This window comes from Enterobacter cancerogenus (assembly GCF_019047785.1).
GTDB classification, from domain to species: domain Bacteria; phylum Pseudomonadota; class Gammaproteobacteria; order Enterobacterales; family Enterobacteriaceae; genus Enterobacter; species Enterobacter cancerogenus.
Window position 1 is genome coordinate 3,166,118 of the sequence record NZ_CP077290.1, and the last position, 21,422, is coordinate 3,187,539.

The window sequence follows — 21,422 nt, forward strand, 5'->3', positions numbered from 1 at the left end:
GCACCAAGAGTTGTTATGGCCAAATCAGCACTGTTCACGGTGCATAAAAATGAGCCCTGTCCACAGTGCGGGGCTGAACTTGTCATTCGGTCCGGGAAACACGGTCCGTTTCTCGGTTGTTCACACTATCCGGAATGTGATTATGTCCGTCCCCTGAAAAGCCAGGCGGACGGACATATCGTCAAAGTTCTGGAGGGGCAATTGTGCCCACTTTGCGGCAGCGAATTGGCGCTGAGACAGGGGCGTTTCGGGATGTTTATCGGATGCAGCCGATACCCTGAATGTGGACATACAGAACAAATTGATAAGCCCGATGAAACGGCGATTGCCTGCCCACAGTGTCAACGCGGGCAGCTGGTGCAGCGTCGTTCTCGTTTTGGTAAGACCTTCCATTCATGCGATCGCTATCCTGAATGCCAGTTCGTTATCAATTTCAAACCGGTAGCGGGGGTCTGCCCTCATTGCAATTATCCGCTACTTATAGAGAAGAAAACGGCGCAAGGCTTGAAACACTTCTGCGCCAGTAAACAATGTGGAAAGCCGGTTTCGGCGGATCAAACCAGTGAATAATAACCTGCCAACAGGCTCCATTGCGCATGCGGTGGACGTCCTGAAAAATGAAGAAGTCATCGCTTATCCGACAGAGGCTGTCTTTGGTGTCGGTTGTGACCCCGACAGTGAGAAGGCCGTCAGTCGTTTACTTGCACTCAAGCAGAGACCCGTTGAAAAAGGGCTGATTTTAATTGCTGCTAACTATGAGCAGCTTAAACCTTATATAGATGATTCCATGCTGACCCCGGCGCAGCGTGAGACGATCTTCTCGGCCTGGCCTGGGCCAGTGACCTTCGTTTTCCCGGCACAGCCAACCACGCCGCGCTGGTTGACCGGGCGCTTTGATTCCCTCGCCGTTCGCGTAACTGACCATCCGCTGGTGGTGGAACTGTGTCTGGCGTTTGGTAAACCCCTGGTCTCTACCAGCGCCAACCTGACGGGATTGCCTCCTTGTCGCACAACCGAAGAAGTGCTGGCTCAGTTCGGGAATGATTTTCCGGTCGCGATCGGCGAAACGGGCGGTCGCCTGAATCCGTCTGAAATTCGCGATGCCTTAACCGGCGAACGTTTTCGACAGGGGTAACATGATGGAAACCTACGCTGTTTTTGGTAATCCGATAGCGCACAGTAAATCACCGTTGATCCATCAGCAATTTGCTGAGCAACTTCAGATAGATCATCCCTATGGCCGTGTGTTGGCTCCCGTAGATGCATTTGTGCCTGCTTTGGACGCCTTTTTCTCGGCGGGCGGTAAAGGTGCGAATGTGACCGTGCCTTTTAAGGAAGAGGCGTTCGAACGCGCGGATGAACTCACCGAGCGTGCGTCTCTTGCGGGCGCGGTGAATACCCTCAAACGGCTTGAGGATGGACGCCTTCTGGGTGATAACACCGACGGGATCGGCTTACTCAGCGATCTCGAAAGACTGTCATTTATTAAACCCGGCTTTCGGGTTCTGCTGATTGGCGCGGGTGGGGCTTCACGGGGCGTGCTGCTTCCTCTGCTTTCGCTGGATTGTGCTGTAACCATTACCAACAGAACCTTCTCCAGAGCGGAAGCGCTGGCAGCGTTATTTGCACACACCAGCAGCGTGAGTGCGGTAGACCTTAACGATCTTGCCGATCGGGAGTTCGATCTCGTCATTAATGCGACGTCCAGCGGCATTGGCGGTGAAGTCCCCGCGATCCCTGCGTCGCTGATAAGCAGTCATCTCTATTTATATGACATGTATTATCAGAAGGGAAAAACGCCTTTCCTGGCGTGGTGCGAAAAACATGGCGCAAAACATATGGCGGATGGTCTGGGTATGCTGGTGGGACAAGCTGCGCATGCTGTACTTCTCTGGCATGGCGTGTTGCCTGAGGTTGAGCCGGTGATTGAAACGTTGAAACGGGAACTGATGGCGTGAACCAGGCGATCCACTTTCCGGACCGGGAAATTTGGGATGAAGAGAAGCAGGCGGTATGTTTCCCGGTGCTGGTACACGGCATGCAGCTTACCTGTGCTATTAGCGGGGAAACGCTACGTCGTCGCTTTGGTGGCTCCGCGCCGCTTGAAATATTCTGCGAAAATCGCTGGGATCTTGAAGAGGAAGCCAGCGATTTAATTCGCGATCAGATGGAGGACGATCAGGGCTGGATTTGGTTGTCCTGATCCAGATAGTCATTTTTCCATTTAACGTAGTTGTTGGCCGAGTACTTCAGCCCTTCAATTTCCGCCTCTTTTAAGGGGCGGATCTGTTTTACCGGGCTGCCTAAATAGAGATAGCCGCTTTCCAGGCGTTTATTTTGCGGAACAAGACTCCCGGCGCCAATCATTACGTCATCTTCTACGATGACGCCATCGAGCAAAATCGACCCCATCCCTACCAGAACCCGGTTTCCAATCGTGCAGCCGTGAAGCATGACTTTATGACCTACGGTAACATCCTCGCCGATAATAAGCGGATTGCCCTGCGGGTTGTAGGACGATTTGTGAGTGACATGCAGGACGCTGCCGTCCTGAATATTGGTCCGTGCGCCAATTGCTACATAGTTGACGTCCCCCCTGATCGCGACGAGCGGCCACACACTGACATCGTCTGCCATTCGAACATCGCCAATGACCACGCTGCTGGGATCGATCATCACGCGATCGCCTGTTTGAGGGACCAGATCTTTATAGGGACGTAATGCTGCAGACATATCTACCTCGACAGATGAGCGTTATATAAGAAGACTTTGATCGCATTGTAGGGTCGAGGCAAGACAAAATGCGTCAATATTTAGTCAGATCGGATGGGATTTCAGCGAAAAGCGCGGAAAATCAGCAGTCAGTAAAAAAGATCCAAAAAATACTTGTGCTAAAAAATGGGATCCCTATAATGCGCCTCCATCGACACGGCGGATGTGAATCACTTCACACAACAACCGGTCGGTTGAAGAGAAAAAATCCTGAGATTCAGGGTTGACTCTGAAAGAGGAAAGCGTAATATACGCCACCTCGCGACAGAGCGCTAAAGCGCGTCGCAACTGCTCTTTAACAATTTATCAGACAATCTGTGTGGGCACTCAAAGTGACATGGATTCTTAATGTCTTCGGACAATAAATGAATACCAAGTCTCTGAGTGAACATACGTAATTCATTACGAAGTTTAATTCACGAGCATCAAACTTAAATTGAAGAGTTTGATCATGGCTCAGATTGAACGCTGGCGGCAGGCCTAACACATGCAAGTCGAACGGTAGCACAGAGAGCTTGCTCTCGGGTGACGAGTGGCGGACGGGTGAGTAATGTCTGGGAAACTGCCTGATGGAGGGGGATAACTACTGGAAACGGTAGCTAATACCGCATAACGTCGCAAGACCAAAGAGGGGGACCTTCGGGCCTCTTGCCATCAGATGTGCCCAGATGGGATTAGCTAGTAGGTGGGGTAACGGCTCACCTAGGCGACGATCCCTAGCTGGTCTGAGAGGATGACCAGCCACACTGGAACTGAGACACGGTCCAGACTCCTACGGGAGGCAGCAGTGGGGAATATTGCACAATGGGCGCAAGCCTGATGCAGCCATGCCGCGTGTATGAAGAAGGCCTTCGGGTTGTAAAGTACTTTCAGCGGGGAGGAAGGCGATAAGGTTAATAACCTTGTCGATTGACGTTACCCGCAGAAGAAGCACCGGCTAACTCCGTGCCAGCAGCCGCGGTAATACGGAGGGTGCAAGCGTTAATCGGAATTACTGGGCGTAAAGCGCACGCAGGCGGTCTGTCAAGTCGGATGTGAAATCCCCGGGCTCAACCTGGGAACTGCATTCGAAACTGGCAGGCTAGAGTCTTGTAGAGGGGGGTAGAATTCCAGGTGTAGCGGTGAAATGCGTAGAGATCTGGAGGAATACCGGTGGCGAAGGCGGCCCCCTGGACAAAGACTGACGCTCAGGTGCGAAAGCGTGGGGAGCAAACAGGATTAGATACCCTGGTAGTCCACGCCGTAAACGATGTCGACTTGGAGGTTGTGCCCTTGAGGCGTGGCTTCCGGAGCTAACGCGTTAAGTCGACCGCCTGGGGAGTACGGCCGCAAGGTTAAAACTCAAATGAATTGACGGGGGCCCGCACAAGCGGTGGAGCATGTGGTTTAATTCGATGCAACGCGAAGAACCTTACCTACTCTTGACATCCAGAGAACTTAGCAGAGATGCTTTGGTGCCTTCGGGAACTCTGAGACAGGTGCTGCATGGCTGTCGTCAGCTCGTGTTGTGAAATGTTGGGTTAAGTCCCGCAACGAGCGCAACCCTTATCCTTTGTTGCCAGCGGTCCGGCCGGGAACTCAAAGGAGACTGCCAGTGATAAACTGGAGGAAGGTGGGGATGACGTCAAGTCATCATGGCCCTTACGAGTAGGGCTACACACGTGCTACAATGGCGCATACAAAGAGAAGCGACCTCGCGAGAGCAAGCGGACCTCATAAAGTGCGTCGTAGTCCGGATTGGAGTCTGCAACTCGACTCCATGAAGTCGGAATCGCTAGTAATCGTAGATCAGAATGCTACGGTGAATACGTTCCCGGGCCTTGTACACACCGCCCGTCACACCATGGGAGTGGGTTGCAAAAGAAGTAGGTAGCTTAACCTCCGGGAGGGCGCTTACCACTTTGTGATTCATGACTGGGGTGAAGTCGTAACAAGGTAACCGTAGGGGAACCTGCGGTTGGATCACCTCCTTACCTTAAAGAACCTGCCTTTGTAGTGCTCACACAGATTGTCTGATGAAAAGTAAATAGCAAGGCGTCTTGCGATTGAGACTGACACGTCCCCTTCGTCTAGAGGCCCAGGACACCGCCCTTTCACGGCGGTAACAGGGGTTCGAATCCCCTAGGGGACGCCACTTGCTGGTTCGTGAGTGAAAGTCACCTGCCTCAGTATCTCAAAACTCATCTTCGGGTGACGTTTGAGATATTTGCTCTTTAAAAATCTGGATCAAGCTGAAAATTGAAACGACACACAGTTAATGTGTGTTCGAGTCTCTCAAATTTTCGCAATCAGAAGTGAAACATCTTCGGGTTGTGAGGTTAAGCGACTAAGCGTACACGGTGGATGCCCTGGCAGTCAGAGGCGATGAAGGACGTGCTAATCTGCGAAAAGCGACGGCGAGGTGATATGAACCTTTGACCCGTCGATGTCCGAATGGGGAAACCCAGTGCAATCCGTTGCACTATCGTTAACTGAATACATAGGTTAACGAGGCGAACCGGGGGAACTGAAACATCTAAGTACCCCGAGGAAAAGAAATCAACCGAGATTCCCCCAGTAGCGGCGAGCGAACGGGGAGCAGCCCGGAGTCTGAATCAGCTTGTGTGTTAGTGGAACGGTCTGGAAAGTCCGACGGTACAGGGTGATAGTCCCGTACACGAAAGCACACATGCTGTGAACTCGAAGAGTAGGGCGGGACACGTGGTATCCTGTCTGAATATGGGGGGACCATCCTCCAAGGCTAAATACTCCTGACTGACCGATAGTGAACCAGTACCGTGAGGGAAAGGCGAAAAGAACCCCGGCGAGGGGAGTGAAAAAGAACCTGAAACCGTGTACGTACAAGCAGTGGGAGCCTCTTTATGGGGTGACTGCGTACCTTTTGTATAATGGGTCAGCGACTTATATTCTGTAGCAAGGTTAACCGTATAGGGGAGCCGAAGGGAAACCGAGTCTTAACTGGGCGTTAAGTTGCAGGGTATAGACCCGAAACCCGGTGATCTAGCCATGGGCAGGTTGAAGGTTGGGTAACACTAACTGGAGGACCGAACCGACTAATGTTGAAAAATTAGCGGATGACCTGTGGCTGGGGGTGAAAGGCCAATCAAACCGGGAGATAGCTGGTTCTCCCCGAAAGCTATTTAGGTAGCGCCTCGTGAACTCATCTTCGGGGGTAGAGCACTGTTTCGGCTAGGGGGCCATCCCGGCTTACCAACCCGATGCAAACTACGAATACCGAAGAATGTTATCACGGGAGACACACGGCGGGTGCTAACGTCCGTCGTGAAGAGGGAAACAACCCAGACCGCCAGCTAAGGTCCCAAAGTCATGGTTAAGTGGGAAACGATGTGGGAAGGCACAGACAGCCAGGATGTTGGCTTAGAAGCAGCCATCATTTAAAGAAAGCGTAATAGCTCACTGGTCGAGTCGGCCTGCGCGGAAGATGTAACGGGGCTAAACCATGCACCGAAGCTGCGGCAGCGACGCTTATGCGTTGTTGGGTAGGGGAGCGTTCTGTAAGCCGTTGAAGGTGTGCTGTGAGGCATGCTGGAGGTATCAGAAGTGCGAATGCTGACATAAGTAACGATAAAGCGGGTGAAAAGCCCGCTCGCCGGAAGACCAAGGGTTCCTGTCCAACGTTAATCGGGGCAGGGTGAGTCGACCCCTAAGGCGAGGCCGAAAGGCGTAGTCGATGGGAAACAGGTTAATATTCCTGTACTTGGTGTTACTGCGAAGGGGGGACGGAGAAGGCTATGTTAGCCGGGCGACGGTTGTCCCGGTTTAAGCATGTAGGCGGAGGTTCCAGGTAAATCCGGTACCTTTTAACGCTGAGGTGTGATGACGAGGCACTACGGTGCTGAAGTAACAAATGCCCTGCTTCCAGGAAAAGCCTCTAAGCATCAGGTAACACGAAATCGTACCCCAAACCGACACAGGTGGTCAGGTAGAGAATACCAAGGCGCTTGAGAGAACTCGGGTGAAGGAACTAGGCAAAATGGTGCCGTAACTTCGGGAGAAGGCACGCTGATATGTAGGTGAAGCCCCTGCGGGTGGAGCTGAAATCAGTCGAAGATACCAGCTGGCTGCAACTGTTTATTAAAAACACAGCACTGTGCAAACACGAAAGTGGACGTATACGGTGTGACGCCTGCCCGGTGCCGGAAGGTTAATTGATGGGGTTAGCGGCAACGCGAAGCTCTTGATCGAAGCCCCGGTAAACGGCGGCCGTAACTATAACGGTCCTAAGGTAGCGAAATTCCTTGTCGGGTAAGTTCCGACCTGCACGAATGGCGTAATGATGGCCAGGCTGTCTCCACCCGAGACTCAGTGAAATTGAACTCGCTGTGAAGATGCAGTGTACCCGCGGCAAGACGGAAAGACCCCGTGAACCTTTACTATAGCTTGACACTGAACACTGGTCCTTGATGTGTAGGATAGGTGGGAGGCTTTGAAGCGTGGACGCCAGTCTGCGTGGAGCCGTCCTTGAAATACCACCCTTTAATGGCTGGTGTTCTAACGTGGACCCGTAATCCGGGTTGCGGACAGTGTCTGGTGGGTAGTTTGACTGGGGCGGTCTCCTCCCAAAGAGTAACGGAGGAGCACGAAGGTTAGCTAATCCTGGTCGGACATCAGGAGGTTAGTGCAATGGCATAAGCTAGCTTGACTGCGAGAGTGACGGCTCGAGCAGGTGCGAAAGCAGGTCATAGTGATCCGGTGGTTCTGAATGGAAGGGCCATCGCTCAACGGATAAAAGGTACTCCGGGGATAACAGGCTGATACCGCCCAAGAGTTCATATCGACGGCGGTGTTTGGCACCTCGATGTCGGCTCATCACATCCTGGGGCTGAAGTAGGTCCCAAGGGTATGGCTGTTCGCCATTTAAAGTGGTACGCGAGCTGGGTTTAGAACGTCGTGAGACAGTTCGGTCCCTATCTGCCGTGGGCGCTGGAGAATTGAGGGGGGCTGCTCCTAGTACGAGAGGACCGGAGTGGACGCATCACTGGTGTTCGGGTTGTCATGCCAATGGCACTGCCCGGTAGCTAAATGCGGAAGAGATAAGTGCTGAAAGCATCTAAGCACGAAACTTGCCCCGAGATGAGTTCTCCCTGAGACTTTAAGTCTCCTGAAGGAACGTTGAAGACGACGACGTTGATAGGTCGGGTGTGTAAGCGCAGCGATGCGTTGAGCTAACCGATACTAATGAACCGTGAGGCTTAACCTTACAACGCCGAAGCTGTTTCGGCGAAGAGACAGACAATCAAATTTCAGCTCTGATACAGATTAACAGAATTTGCCTGGCGGCTTTAGCGCGGTGGTCCCACCTGACCCCATGCCGAACTCAGAAGTGAAACGCCGTAGCGCCGATGGTAGTGTGGGGTCTCCCCATGTGAGAGTAGGGAACTGCCAGGCATCAAATTTAGCGTGCTGATATGGCTCAGTTGGTAGAGCGCACCCTTGGTAAGGGTGAGGTCCCCAGTTCGACTCTGGGTATCAGCACCACTTTATACTTAGGTTAAAGTTCGGCAAGAAGTAAAAGAATTTGTCTGGCGGCTTTAGCGCGGTGGTCCCACCTGACCCCATGCCGAACTCAGAAGTGAAACGCCGTAGCGCCGATGGTAGTGTGGGGTCTCCCCATGTGAGAGTAGGGAACTGCCAGACATCAAATAAGTGAAGAGGCCATCCGGAAGGATGGCCTTTTTGCGTTTGGGGCCGTATGAATCTGCAGGCCCGGTAAGCGTAGCGCTTCCGGGCACAAAACACTTAATGGATCACCTGAGATAAAAATGCCCGTGTACGCTCTGACTTAGGATGAGCAAAGAACTCATCTGGCGGAGCCTGCTCAACAATTTCACCGCGATCCATAAAGATCACCCTGTCAGCTACGGTTCTCGCAAATCCCATCTCATGCGTCACGCACAGCATGGTCATCCCCGATTGCGCCAGCCCGATCATGGTATCCAGCACCTCCTTGACCATTTCTGGATCGAGAGCGGACGTTGGCTCATCAAACAGCATGATTTTCGGCTTCATGCACAGCGACCGCGCGATAGCGACGCGTTGCTGCTGACCACCGGAGATCTGTCCCGGGAATTTATGAGCATGTTCTGCAATGCGCACGCGTTCCAGGTAGTGCATCGCCAGCGCTTCAGCCTCTTTTTTCGGCATCTTTTGAACCCAAATAGGTGCCAGCGTGCAGTTCTGCAAAACGGTCAGGTGCGGGAACAGATTAAAGTGCTGAAACACCATCCCCACTTCCTGGCGAACGCGTTCGATATTGCGGATATCTTCATTCAGCTCAATACCATCCACCACAATCCGCCCCTGCTGATGCTCTTCAAGATGGTTAATACAACGGATTGTCGTTGATTTTCCCGATCCAGAAGGACCGCACAGGACGATCCTTTCCCCCTGTTTTACCTTCAGGTTAATGTCTTTTAATACGTGAAACTGCCCGTACCATTTATTGACGTTTTCCAGCGTAATCATCGCGTCGGCGGGGGTCATCGTTATTTGGCTCATCATTTCCTCAGTGCGGTGTACGCCCGGTGTTAAAGCGCTTTTCCAGATGTTGGCTATAGCGCGACATGCTAAAACAGAAGATCCAGTAGATCAGCGCGGCAAAGACATACCCTTCCGTGGACATCCCGAGCCAGGCGGGATCAACGGTGGCTTGCTGCACGCTGCTAAAGAGATCGAACAACCCGATGATGATCACCAGGCTGGTATCTTTAAAAAGGGCGATGATCGTGTTGACCAACCCGGGAATAACCAGCTTGAGCGCCTGGGGGAGGATCACCAGCCCCTGCGTTTTCCAGTAACCCAGCGCCAGGGATTCTGCGGCTTCGTACTGTCCTTTAGGCAGCGCCTGAAGCCCGCCACGAACCACTTCAGCCACATAGGCGGACTGGAAGAGAATGACCCCGACCAGGGCACGGATCAGCTTGTCTATGGTGGTGCCCTCCGCCATAAACAGCGGCAGCATGACTGATGACATAAACAGAACGGTGATGAGCGGCACGCCGCGCCAGAATTCAATAAAAATAACGGAGAGCACGCGCACCACCGGCATGGTGGAGCGCCGTCCCAGTGCGAGCAAAATCCCCCACGGCAACGCGCCGGCAATCCCAACGGAAGCAATGATCAACGTCAGCGTCAGGCCGCCCCACTGGCGGGTTTCGACGCGTTCCAGCCCCAGAAAACCACCGTACAGCAGCACCCATACGACAAGGGGATACACAACCGCCCAGCAGGCGATATAGCGTCCACGGTGAGGGACTTTTTTCCAGAACATAACGGCGATGGAGAGCAACCCGATCGCCAGCGCCAGATTGATCCGCCAGCGCTGTTCATGAGGGTATAACCCATACATGAACTGGCCAAATCGCTGGTGAATAAATACCCAGCATGCTCCCGCTTTAGTACAGTCTTCGCGAGTCGTGCCCGTCCAGTTTGCCTGTAATAAGGCCCAGTTCAGCAGCGGAGGAAGTAATTCCCACATCAGCCACAGGCAAACCACCGTCAGAAGCGAGTTACCCCAGCTGGAAAACAGATTCTTACGTGCCCAGGTAACATAGCGTCCGCCCGGAGAGAGGGATGGGCGCGCAGAGTGTGACAGTATCGCTTTACTCATCATCGTTCCTTAGCGCTCAACCAGCGCGATGCGGCGGTTGTAGAGGTTCATCAACAACGAAATGCTCAGGCTGATGATCAGGTAGACAGACATGGTGATGGCGATGGTTTCAATCGCCTGGCCGGTCTGATTAAGCACGGTTCCGGCGAACAGCGACACCATATCCGGATAGCCAATCGCGGCCGCCAGCGACGAGTTTTTCACAATATTCAGATACTGACTGGTCAGTGGCGGAATGATGACCCGTAGAGCCTGAGGAATAATGACCTGACGCAGCGTCACCGTATTTGGCAAGCCCAGAGAGCGTGCGGCCTCGTGTTGTCCATAGGGTACGGCCTGGATCCCTGCTCGAATGATCTCAGCAATAAACGCTGAGGTATAAATAGACAGCGCCAGCGTCAGGGCGGCCAGCTCCGGGATTAAAACCATACCACCCTGGAAATTAAACCCGCGCAGGTGGGGAACATCCCAGTGCAGCGCGGCGCCAAACAGACTCCGGGCAGCCCATGGCAGGACAACAATCAACGCTAGCGCGAATGGCCATGTCTTACGAAGTTGTCCGGTTTTAACCTGGTGTTTCCGGTTATAGCGAAACAGACCGCCAGAGATGACAAGCGCAAGTGCAATAGCGATAACAAAGGCGTATATCCCCTCAGCAACCTGAGGGGAAGGGATGTAGAGCCCCCGGTTGCTGAGAAAAAGCAGGTCGAAAGCGTCTACGGCCTGGCGCGGCCCCGGGAGGTTGCGCAGGACAGCGAAATACCAGAAAAAGATCTGCAACAAGGGCGGGATATTGCGGAACGTCTCAATGTAAAAGGTCGACAGTTTCCTCAACAACCAGTTATCGGAAAGCCGCGCCAGGCCAATGAAGAACCCAAGCAGCGACGCGAAAACGATGCACAGAGCCGAGACCAGTAGCGTATTCAGCAGACCAACCACAAACACGCGCCCGTAGGTATCACCTTCCTGGTAATCGATAAGATGCTGAACAATTCCAAAACCCGCGCTGCGATCCAGGAATGCAAAGCCGGATGTAATACCGCGATTATTCAGATTGGTCACGGTGTTATGAATTATATAAGCGGCGATGACGACAACCGCGATAACAGCAATAATCTGAAATAGCCAGGCGCGGACCGCGGGATGAGAAAAGGATAGCGATCCTTTTATGGCAGAGCGGCGATGGGGCATAAAAAAACCTCGGTAACCATGTCTCCGGAGTGGGCACCGCGAGCGCAGTGCCCGTTACAGCCGATGCTTAACGTACAGGTGGGGCGTACTGAATGCCGCCGTTGTTCCAGAGATTGTTCTGGCCGCGTTTTATCTTCAGCGGACTTTCAGAACCCACGTTGCGCTCGAAAATTTCGCCATAATTCCCGACCTGTTTAACGATGTGGTAAGCCCATTTGTTATCAAGCTTCAGGTCTTTGCCGAAATCGCCCTCTTTGCCCAGCAGGTGTGACATATCCGGTGTCGATGGATTTGCAGCTTTCTCATCGACGTTTTTCGAGGTGACGCCCATCTCCTCTGCATTCAACATGGCGAACAGCGTCCAGCGCACGATGGAGAACCAGTCTTCATCACCACGGCGAACGACGGGGCCGAGAGGTTCTTTAGAAATAACCTCAGGAAGGACAATCCATTCAGCCGGATTACTCAGCTTAATTCGCAGGGCATACAGCTGCGACTGGTCCGACGCAAGCGTATCGCAACGTCCTGATTCCAGCGCTTTCGCTGACTCATCTGAGCGGTCAAAGGTGACCGGGGTGTACTTCATGCTATTTGCTTTGAAGTAATCTGCGACGTTAAGCTCAGTGTCCGTTCCCGCCTGAATACATACAGTTGCGCCGTCCAGCTCTTTGGCACTTTTCAGGCCAGCTTTATTGTGGGTGAGGAACCCGATACCGTCGTAATAGGTTACACCGGTGAATGACATGCCCATACCGGCATCACGTGAAGATGTCCAGGTGGTATTACGCGACAGCATATCCACTTCGCCTGACTGCAACGCCGTGAAACGTTCTTTTGCCGTAAGCGGGGTATATTTCACTTTGCTGTCATCACCGAAAACCGCAGCGGCAACGCCACGGCAGACATCAACGTCGATGCCGGTAAATTTGCCGTTTGCATCGGCATAAGAGAAGCCAGGCAAACCGTCGCTGATCCCACATTGTACAAAACCTTTCTTTTTAACGGCATCCAGCGTCGTACCCGCATGGGCCTGGCTGGCAACAGCAAACAACACGCCCGCTGCGGCCAGGCTGGCTATCATCGTCTTTTTCATAATGCATCCTGTGTGGCGAAATTATCGTTATAAAGGCGTTTTGAAACGCTTTGACCTGTCTGTGGATGTGGCCGACGTTTATAAAGCAAACGTAATGCCAGGTTTACGCCCGATAAAATAAACGAGAACAGGGCGCACAATGCTGAGTGTAGACAGGGTTAAATAAATCGAATGCTCTGGAATGGTGCGAAATTCCAACCTGCGCCACAAATTGGAGCAAAAGTTTATTTAAGCGCATGTTTAAACGAAAGATAGTTTCTGACGTGAATATTGGCAGGGTATTGAATGTAATTAATATGTGAAAATAATCACGAAGAAAAATGAAATTAAATAGACGATACAAAAAAAGATGTGACGGGTTTTTGAATGACGGTTTTCCCTGAATTTAACATTAACCTTTTTACGTTCAGGAAGAAGGGAAGCAAAAGCGCGGACTGAGCCGCGCTTTCAAAGACGTTTTTATTTGGTCAGGGCGACGATGCCCAGCGTCAGACCTGCGATAGCGGCAGCGCCACCGGCAATGGCACCTGCAGTTTCCCAGTTATCCTGGGTGGTGCCTTTCATGCAGGTATTGGTATGAACCAGTCGGCCCTGATCGTCGTATACCGGTACACATGGAGAATCGTGTGCGCAACCAGCAAGCAGCGCAGCGAGAAGTGCAACGGAAATGAATCTTTTCATGATGTTACCTCAGTGTTTTCTCACATTCGCCTTAAAGCCAGAGCGGCAATTAACGAATTAGCACCTATTTTACCACTGCTATAAGCCCATCCCGCATGGGGAATAATCTCAAATTATGTGGTTTGTAAAAATCATGGAGAAAAACGGACGCTAAAAGTAATTAATGGAGAAAGTGTGGAGCACATGAAACGTTATTCTCGCGGGAATTAAAAAAGGCACCAGAGGTGCCTTTTCAGTCATTCATTAATCTTTATGTTTCGTGAAACGTCGCCGCACCACCACAAAGAAGACGGGCACGAAGAAGATGGCCAGCAGGGTCGCTGAAAGCATCCCTCCCATTACGCCCGTGCCGACGGCGTTTTGCGCACCGCTGCCTGCACCACTGCTAATGACCAGCGGCATGACGCCGAGAATAAATGCCAGAGACGTCATCAGGATAGGGCGCAAGCGCATTCGCGAGGCCTCAAGCGTCGCTTCGATAATGCCTTTACCCTCTTTATCCATGAGATCTTTAGCAAATTCAACGATCAATATGGCGTTCTTGGCCGCCAAACCGATGGTTGTGAGCAGGCCCACCTGGAAGTAAACATCGTTGTTCAGCCCGCGCATCGATGCGGCAAGAAGCGCACCGATGACGCCTAACGGCACAACCAGCATGACCGAGAACGGAATAGACCAGCTTTCATAAAGAGCGGCCAGGCATAAGAACACCACGATCAGTGAAATGGCGTATAACGCCGGTGCCTGGTTACCGGAAAGTCGTTCCTGGTAAGACATCCCCGTCCAGTCATAGCCGATACCAGCAGGCAGTTTTGAGGCCAGGCTTTCCATTAACGCCATTGCTTCACCGGTACTTTTTCCCGGTGCGGACTCACCAAGGATCTCCATTGATGGCATCCCATTGAAGCGCTCCAGACGTGGCGAACCGTACACCCAGTGTGAGCTGCTAAAGGCCGAGAAGGGGACCATTTCACCGTTCGCGCTACGGACATACAGGCTGTTAATGTCGCCAGGCAACATACGGAAACGGGCATCGGCCTGAACGTACACTTTTTTCACGCGTCCATGGTCGATAAAGTCGTTTACATAGGTGCCACCCAACGCCGTTGAGACGGTCTGGTTTACATCAGAAACGCTTACGCCTAAGGCTTGGGCTTTCTCCTGATCGACATCCAGCTTGAACTGAGGCGTATCTTCCAGGCCGTTAGGACGCACGCGAACCAGCAGGTCAGGATGCTCTCTTACCATACCAAGCAGCTGATTACGTGCCTGCGTAAGTTGCGTATGTCCCAGGTTTGCCTGATCTATCAATTCAAAGTCGAAGCCAGTCGCGGTACCCAGCTCAATAATAGCGGGTAGGTTGAACGGGAAGACCAGGCCATCTTTGATTTGGCTGAAGGCTTTCGTTGCGCGGCTCACAATTGCACCTACGCCATTTTCCTTACCCGGACGTTCTTCCCAGGGCTTGAGGCTGACAAACGCGATGCCTGAGTTTTGGCCCTGGCCGCTAAAGCTGAACCCGTTTACCGTGAAGACAGATTCAACGTTCGCTTTCTCTTTCGTCAGATAGTAATCCTGAACCTGATCCAGCACCTTCTGGGTGCGCATCTGCGTAGCACCGGCTGGCAGCTGCACCATCGTCATGAACACCCCCTGATCCTCTTCGGGCAGGAACGAGGTCGGCAGGCGCAGGAACAGCACCGCCATGCCGCCGACGATAATGAGATAGACCAGCAGATAACGCCCGGTTTTGCGTAAGATCCCGCTCACGCTGTTACTGTAATGATCCACGCTCCTGTCAAACAGCGCGTTAAACCAGCCAAAGAACCCCCCTTTCTTCTCGTGGTGATCGCCGGAAACGGGTTTAAGCAGTGTGGCGCACAGCGCAGGCGTTAAAATCAGCGCAACCAGCACCGAGAGCGCCATGGCAGAGACGATAGTCAGTGAGAACTGGCGGTAGATGGCGCCGGTCGAGCCGCCAAAGAAGGCCATCGGAATAAAGACCGCCGAAAGAACCATGGCGATGCCGACCAGTGCGCCCTGGATCTGTTCCATCGACTTCTGCGTCGCCTCTTTGGGCGGCAGTTTGTCTTCAACCATGACGCGCTCGACGTTCTCGACGACCACGATGGCATCATCCACCAGCAAGCCTATCGCCAGCACCATCCCAAACATCGTCAGGGTGTTTATGGAGAAACCAAACGCCGCCAGGATGGCGAAGGTGCCAAGCAGCACGACCGGCACGGCAATTGTCGGGATCAGCGTTGCCCGCAGATTTTGCAGGAACAGATACATCACCAGGAAAACGAGAATGATCGCTTCAAACAGCGTTTTCACCACTTCGTGAATAGAGATCTTCACGAAAGGTGTGGTGTCGTACGGATAAACGACTCTCAGGCCCTGTGGAAAGAAGGGTTGCAGCTGCGCCAGCTTGCTCTTAATGGCGGCAGCTGTATCCAGCGCGTTTGCACCGGTAGCCAGTTTGATCCCAAGGCCGGTTGCCGCCTGGCCATTAATCTTGGTGACCATGTTGTAGTTTTCGCCGCCCAGCTCAATTCGGGCAACATCCTTCAGATGCACCATTGAGCCATCCGGGTTGACCTTCAGCGTGACCCGACCAAACTCTTCCGGCGATTTCAAACGCGTTTGAGCAATAATTGAGGCGTTTAACTGCTGTCCGGGTATAGACGGTGTACCGCCTAACTGACCCGCTGCAATCTGGTTGTTCTGCGTCTTTAACTGGTTAATCACATCCAGAGGGGTAAGCTGGTATTTGTTCATGGCGTTACTGTCGAGCCAGATACGCATCGCGTACTGCGCACCAAACAGCTGAACATCGCCAACCCCTGAGGTCCGGCTAATTGCATCTTTCACGTTCGAGGCGACATAGTCAGAGATATCATCCTGGCTCAGACTTTTATTATCAGAAACAAATCCCGCCACCAGCAGGAAGCTACTGCTGGATTTTTCTACGCCGATCCCTTGCTGCTGTACTTCTTGTGGGAGCAGCGGCATCGCCAGCTGAAGTTTGTTTTGAACCTGAACCTGAGCAATGTCAGGGTCGGTCCCCGACTGGAACGTCAGGGTAATGGTCACATTACCTGCGGAATCGCTGGTGGACGACATGTACATCAGGTTATCGATGCCGTTCATGTTCTGCTCGATAACCTGGGTGACGGTATCCTGAACCGTCTGCGCATCCGCACCCGGGTACGTCGCCGTGACGGCGACCGCAGGGGGAGCAATGGTTGGATATTGTGCGACGGGCAGTTTTAAAATGGCGAGGCCGCCCGCAATCATCAAAATAATGGCGAGCACCCAGGCGAAAACTGGCCGCTGAATAAAGAAATTAGCCATGAAGTCTTCCCTTAACTGGCAGGAGTAGCGGCGGTATCAGGTGTTGCCACAACGGTGACGCCAGGACGGACTTTCTGCAGGCCGCTAACGATCACGCGCTCCCCATTTTTCAGCCCTTTCGTTACCAGCCAGCGATCGCCAATGGCCTGTGGCGCAACGATCGTACGTGTTTCAACCTGATTTTTGTCGTTCACGACCAGCACGGTTGCATCGCCGCGTGGCGTACGGGTGACGCCCTGCTGCGGAACCAGAATGGCATCCGGTTGCGTACCTTCATCTATGCGGGCGCGCACAAACATGCCGGGTAAAAGCATGTGCTGTGGGTTCGGGAACAGCGCTCGCAGGGTGATAGATCCGGTGCTTTCATCGACGGTGACATCGGAGAACTGAAGCGTGCCTTTCAGCGGATAGGGTTGACCATTTTCCATGATCAGTTCAACCGAGCTGGCATTTTCGCCTTTCTGCAGGCTCGTCTGTTTCAGACGCATAAATTCGCCGCTGGACTGGGTAACGTCGACATAAATCGGGTCGAGCTGTTGCACCGTCGCCAGCGCAGTAGACTGCCCGTTCGTGACGAGCGCGCCTTCGGTGACGCTGGATTTACCAATACGACCGTCAATAGGAGAAGTGACTTTGGTATACGCAAGATTGATACGTGCGCTTTCCATACCGGCTTTTGCTGCCACGACGCTGGCATCGGCCTGTTGCGCGTTTGCCACGGCCTGATCGTACTCTTGCTTGCTGACGTACTGCGTACCGACCAGGGGGACATAACGCTTCACCGTCAGATGAGCAATATTCGCCGCCGCCTGCGCTTTTACCAGATCGCCTTTTGCGCTGTCGTAAGCTGCCTGGTAGGTGGCAGGGTCGATTTGATAAAGAGACTGGCCCGCTTTGACATCACTGCCTTCAGTAAAATTACGACGCAGAATGATTCCACTCACCTGAGGACGAACCTCCGCAACGCGAAAAGCATCCGTTCTGCCCGGTAACTCTGTGGTGACCGCCAGCGGGGCGCTTTTAACGATGTGAACGCTAACCTGTGGCGGCTGCGCATGCTGCTGTACATTATCCTGCCCATCACATCCGGCGAGCAGCGCGGCGCAGACAATGAAACCGGATAAAGGTAAGAGTCTGAAATGATTGGTCATTACGGTTCCTTTAAATACCCGTTTACCGATATTTGTCGTGAATCGGTGAACAGGGTAGGGGGCAAAAAATAAAAATGTAGCTGCGTATAATAGTGAGGAAAGATAATGTTTTTTAATTTATAAGTGCGACGCCAGGTCGTGCGAGTTAAAAATCGGAATCTGACCAGGTGCTTTTATGAATAAACTTCTGGCAATTTAGTTAGATAATGGAGGATGTAGTTAAACTACATTCATAAATTACGTGAATTTAATTGTGATTATGTATTTGCCATAATTATAAATGAATGCCATTGACTTTTTTTGTGCAAACTTATTTCTCGTTATAGGGAATAATTTTGTTTACACGACAATCCCACTTTTCCTCGTAGTGCATTCATCCTGAGAGCAATGAGTAGCAGTTTATGGCGCGAAAAAAGAAAGAAGATGCACAGAAAACCCGACAACAGTTGATTGAAGCTGCCATCGAACAGTTCGCCACGCGTGGCGTCACCAACACAACCCTCACCGACATTGCGGACGCCGCGCAGGTGACGCGCGGGGCGATCTACTGGCATTTTTCCAGTAAATCAGAAATATTCAACGCTATCTGGGAGCAACAACTTCCCTTGCGCGACATTATTCGCGAACGCCTGCCGTTCACGGAAAATGACGACCCTTTAAGGATGCTTCGCGAACAATTTATCGCGGCGCTGCAATATATTGCCCGGGAGCCACGCCAGTGCGCCCTGTTACAAATTCTGTATCATAAATGTGAATTTAATAACGATATGATTTCAGAGTGTGAAATTAGACGGCGTATCGGCTTTAATGATGAGCATCTACGCGCGACGCTGGAAAAGTGTATCGCCAGAAAAGTTATCTCTCCGCAGGTAAATATTGATCTGGTCCTGATCGTTTTTCATGGTTTCTTTAGCGGAATAATTAAAAACTGGTTAATGAACAGTACCCGTTTCAATCTTTATCAACAGGCACCCGCGCTGGTGGATAATATTTTGACGACGCTGCACATCACGCGAGTGCCGTCAGTGGCATACAATACGGCGTCATGATGAGGTATGTGAAGGTGATAACGTCCCGCTCTGGCAAAGCGCTTCAACGGCTTGTGCGGTAACAGGTTTCCCCAGGAGATAACCCTGCAGCGTATTGCAGCCGAGTTGCGTTAAAAATGCCTGCTGGGCTTCGGTTTCAACACCTTCCGCCACCACTTTCAGATTCAGCGTTTTTGCCAGCGCCACAATGGCCGAGACGATGGTGGCGTCTTCGCTCTCTCCACTCAGTTCCTTCACAAAGGCGCGGTCAATTTTCAACTCGCAGGCCGGGAGCTTTTTGAGATAGAGCAGGCTGGAATAGCCAGTACCAAAATCGTCAATCGACGCCTTCACGCCCGCGTCAGTAAGCTCCGTCAGCACCCGCACGCTTTCATCAGGGTCGCTCATCGCGGTGGTTTCCGTCACTTCAAGGATCAACATCTCCGGCGGCACGTTATGGCGCGCCAGACAGTCGAGCACCGTCTGCACCAGCGAAGGCTGTTCGAACTGCAGCGTTGACAGATTCACCGCCATCGACCAATCGTTATGCCCCTGAAGATGCCACTGGCGCAGCTGCCGGCAGGCTTCATCGATAACCCAGTTGCCAATCGGAACGATCAGCCCTGTTTTCTCCGCCAGAGGCAGGAAAAGGTCCGGCGTCAGTAACCCCTGCGTGGGGTGCTGCCAGCGCAGCAGCGCCTCAAAACCCAAAACAGGCCCGGCGGGCGCGTGGAATTTTGGCTGATACAGCAGGCGCAGCTCGGCACGATCCACGGCCATCCACAGGTCGTTCATCAGCTGCAAATGGGTCTGCGCCAGGGTGTTCATCGACGGCTGGAAGAAGTGATAGCCATTTCGCCCCATATGCTTGGTGTGATACATCGCCGCATCGGCGTTAAACATCAGCTCGCGATCTGTTTTACCGTCGTGAGGATAGAGCGCAATGCCGATGCTGAGCGTCACCACCAGTTCGTAAGGCTCCAGGGCGAACGGGCTATCAATGGCGCGAACCAGGGCGCTGGCCAACGAGGCGGCATCGTCTGGCCCGTCAGTCTCGGCGAGAAGCACAAACTCATCCCCGCCAATACGGGCAAGCGTGTACTGTCCCTTCAGGGGCTGCAGCAGGCGCTGTGTGACCGCCACCAGCAGCTTATCGCCCACGTCATGACCATAGGCATCATTCACCGTTTTAAACCCGTCGAGGTCCATAAACATGAGCGCGAAATGGCGGCCTTCCCGATCGGCTTTACTGATGGCCTGGCCGAGTCGGTCCTCAAGCAGGAGCCGGTTTGGCAGGCGGGTCAGCGTATCCTGAAGTGCCAGCTGGGCCAGCTCGCGGTTGGCTTCCGCCAGGGAGGAGGCCAGCAGAGACGTGCGTGCCTGAAGCCGTGCATCGAGTATCGAGACCAGCAGGGTGATCCCCAAAATGGAGAGCGCAATGACGCTCACCAGTACCGCCAGCCAACTGCCGTTAATGCCATGGTGGTGAAGCATGGTCGACGCCGGGAACTGCGCCGCCTTCATGCCCGCGTAATGCATACCGGCAATGGCGACCCCCATGGTGATGGCGGCGCCCAGCCTCATCAGCGCAACCTGCGCGGCATCATGACGCAAACGAAACGTCAGCCACAGGGCGACCAGGGAGGCGGCGAGGGCGATCGCCACGGAAACCGCCACCCATACTTTATCCCAGACGATGCCGGGCGTGACTTCCAGGGCCGCCATGCCGGTGTAATGCATGGCGACGATACCCGTCCCCATGACCAGTGCGCCAGGCAGGAGCCGGCGTAAACGAAGCCGATCGCAACTGACGAGCCACAGGGCAAAGAGCGACGAGCCGATGGCGATGATCATCGAGAGCACCGTCAGCGTGATGCTATAGCTCATGCTCATGGAGAGGTCCATCGCCAGCATGCCAATAAAGTGCATGGCCCAAATGCCAATACCCATTGAAATGCCGCCACCGGCCAGCCAGACGCGGGACGCCACGCCCTGACTCCCGGCAACGCGCGCAGCCATATTCAGCGCGGTGTAGGCGGCCAGGATAGCAACGACGAAGGAGATGACGACAAGGATTTGGTTGTATTGGCTAACCAGCATGGTTGTTCACTCGTAATGAGAGATTTAACAAGGGCAGTTAAGAAGGGCTGAGACATTATCATCGTCAGATAATGACTAAAAGGGATTTAAGGCCCTGTTTTTAGTAGGTAATAACAGGGTTTTTGAACGACGTCAGGCAGTTAGTCGAGTTCGGAACAGTTCACAAGTTTCAGCGGATTGACGGAATTCATATTACGGCACTTGTCGGTTTCAGTACTTAACAGTTCAATCCACTGCATCAGCAGGGCATCGAAAAGGAAAACTGAGACAGCAAAGACAACCAGCCACCAGTATTTACGAATCATTGTGTCATTCCGGACGAAAAGAGCCTGTAAGGTGGTGGAAATATACACGAAACGCGGGCGTTTAAAAGGGGGGGGAGATGAAGGTTTACAAAGCGTTGACGGACGAGAACAACA

Annotated in this window: 15 protein-coding genes, 2 tRNA genes and 4 rRNA genes; 11 read left to right on the forward strand and 10 right to left on the reverse strand. The window is 52.9% G+C overall.

Annotation, left to right across the window (positions count from 1 at the left end; all coding sequences use genetic code 11):
• Positions 1 to 15: 15 nt before the first annotated feature.
• From I6L58_RS14990 to I6L58_RS15005, 4 genes are read left to right on the forward strand one after another with little or no spacing between them, the layout of a single operon-like run.
• On the forward strand, positions 16 to 570 hold the full coding sequence (locus tag I6L58_RS14990) for a DNA topoisomerase family protein (protein ID WP_042322196.1): 555 nt from the start codon (positions 16 to 18) through the stop codon (positions 568 to 570).
• Complete coding sequence (tsaC, locus tag I6L58_RS14995; RefSeq protein WP_088209514.1) at positions 563 to 1,135, forward strand: L-threonylcarbamoyladenylate synthase type 1 TsaC; 573 nt, start codon at positions 563 to 565, stop codon at positions 1,133 to 1,135. The genes I6L58_RS14990 and tsaC overlap by 8 nt, the downstream gene beginning before the upstream one ends.
• Positions 1,136 to 1,139: 4 nt before the next feature.
• A complete protein-coding gene (gene aroE / locus I6L58_RS15000; protein WP_088209520.1) occupies positions 1,140 to 1,958 on the forward strand; it encodes a shikimate dehydrogenase in 819 nt (272 codons plus the stop codon).
• Entirely contained in the window at positions 1,955 to 2,203 is a 249-nt protein-coding gene (locus I6L58_RS15005; protein ID WP_006178899.1) for a DUF1488 family protein, read from the forward strand. Before aroE ends, I6L58_RS15005 begins: the two co-directional genes overlap by 4 nt.
• Here I6L58_RS15005 and I6L58_RS15010 read toward each other — a convergent pair.
• A complete protein-coding gene (locus tag I6L58_RS15010; RefSeq protein ID WP_042322194.1) occupies positions 2,179 to 2,733 on the reverse strand; it encodes a gamma carbonic anhydrase family protein in 555 nt (184 codons plus the stop codon). The two genes, I6L58_RS15005 and I6L58_RS15010, sit on opposite strands and share 25 nt — an antisense overlap.
• Before the next feature lie 472 nt (positions 2,734 to 3,205).
• On the opposite strand from I6L58_RS15010, the gene I6L58_RS15015 reads away from it, so the two are divergent.
• From I6L58_RS15015 to rrf (I6L58_RS15040), 6 genes are all read left to right on the forward strand, one after another.
• Positions 3,206 to 4,745, forward strand: a 16S ribosomal RNA gene (locus tag I6L58_RS15015).
• Between the two features lie 85 nt (positions 4,746 to 4,830).
• Positions 4,831 to 4,906 (forward strand) — tRNA-Glu (locus I6L58_RS15020).
• 182 nt (positions 4,907 to 5,088) lie between these two features.
• Positions 5,089 to 7,993, forward strand: a 23S ribosomal RNA gene (locus tag I6L58_RS15025).
• Positions 7,994 to 8,065: 72 nt separating this feature from the next.
• Positions 8,066 to 8,181 (forward strand): 5S ribosomal RNA (rrf, locus tag I6L58_RS15030).
• Between the two features lie 14 nt (positions 8,182 to 8,195).
• Positions 8,196 to 8,271 (forward strand) — tRNA-Thr (locus I6L58_RS15035).
• Between the two features lie 43 nt (positions 8,272 to 8,314).
• Positions 8,315 to 8,430, forward strand: a 5S ribosomal RNA gene (gene rrf / locus I6L58_RS15040).
• Together the 16S, 23S and 5S rRNA genes with 2 tRNA genes alongside form the textbook arrangement of a ribosomal RNA operon.
• A gap of 102 nt (positions 8,431 to 8,532) precedes the next feature.
• Here the strand turns inward: rrf (I6L58_RS15040) and I6L58_RS15045 are convergent.
• The 7 genes from I6L58_RS15045 to I6L58_RS15075 form a co-directional block, all read right to left on the reverse strand.
• On the reverse strand, positions 8,533 to 9,291 hold the full coding sequence (locus I6L58_RS15045; RefSeq protein WP_042322185.1) for an amino acid ABC transporter ATP-binding protein: 759 nt from the start codon (positions 9,289 to 9,291) through the stop codon (positions 8,533 to 8,535).
• A 7-nt stretch (positions 9,292 to 9,298) separates the two neighbouring features.
• On the reverse strand, positions 9,299 to 10,402 hold the full coding sequence (locus I6L58_RS15050) for an amino acid ABC transporter permease (RefSeq protein ID WP_088208414.1): 1,104 nt from the start codon (positions 10,400 to 10,402) through the stop codon (positions 9,299 to 9,301).
• A gap of 9 nt (positions 10,403 to 10,411) precedes the next feature.
• Positions 10,412 to 11,593, reverse strand: coding sequence for an amino acid ABC transporter permease (locus I6L58_RS15055; protein ID WP_088208415.1), 1,182 nt, complete (start codon positions 11,591 to 11,593; stop codon positions 10,412 to 10,414).
• A gap of 67 nt (positions 11,594 to 11,660) precedes the next feature.
• Complete coding sequence (locus tag I6L58_RS15060) at positions 11,661 to 12,686, reverse strand: amino acid ABC transporter substrate-binding protein (protein WP_088208416.1); 1,026 nt, start codon at positions 12,684 to 12,686, stop codon at positions 11,661 to 11,663.
• A 459-nt stretch (positions 12,687 to 13,145) separates the two neighbouring features.
• Complete coding sequence (locus tag I6L58_RS15065) at positions 13,146 to 13,367, reverse strand: lipoprotein (RefSeq protein ID WP_006178893.1); 222 nt, start codon at positions 13,365 to 13,367, stop codon at positions 13,146 to 13,148.
• A 243-nt stretch (positions 13,368 to 13,610) separates the two neighbouring features.
• Positions 13,611 to 16,724 carry an efflux RND transporter permease subunit gene (locus tag I6L58_RS15070; RefSeq protein ID WP_088208417.1) on the reverse strand — a complete coding sequence of 1,038 codons (3,114 nt, stop codon included), beginning with the start codon at positions 16,722 to 16,724 and terminating at the stop codon, positions 13,611 to 13,613.
• 11 nt (positions 16,725 to 16,735) lie between these two features.
• Positions 16,736 to 17,875 (reverse strand): efflux RND transporter periplasmic adaptor subunit, encoded by a 1,140-nt coding sequence (locus tag I6L58_RS15075; protein WP_006178891.1) that lies wholly within the window; start codon positions 17,873 to 17,875, stop codon positions 16,736 to 16,738.
• Positions 17,876 to 18,276: 401 nt separating this feature from the next.
• On the opposite strand from I6L58_RS15075, the gene envR reads away from it, so the two are divergent.
• Entirely contained in the window at positions 18,277 to 18,924 is a 648-nt protein-coding gene (envR, locus tag I6L58_RS15080) for an acrEF/envCD operon transcriptional regulator (protein ID WP_088208418.1), read from the forward strand.
• On the opposite strand, the gene I6L58_RS15085 is transcribed toward envR, so the two are convergent.
• On the reverse strand, positions 18,919 to 21,003 hold the full coding sequence (locus I6L58_RS15085) for a putative bifunctional diguanylate cyclase/phosphodiesterase (RefSeq protein WP_088208419.1): 2,085 nt from the start codon (positions 21,001 to 21,003) through the stop codon (positions 18,919 to 18,921). The two genes, envR and I6L58_RS15085, sit on opposite strands and share 6 nt — an antisense overlap.
• Before the next feature lie 140 nt (positions 21,004 to 21,143).
• Positions 21,144 to 21,308, reverse strand: coding sequence for a DUF2556 family protein (locus I6L58_RS15090; protein ID WP_006178888.1), 165 nt, complete (start codon positions 21,306 to 21,308; stop codon positions 21,144 to 21,146).
• Positions 21,309 to 21,422 lie beyond the last annotated feature (114 nt).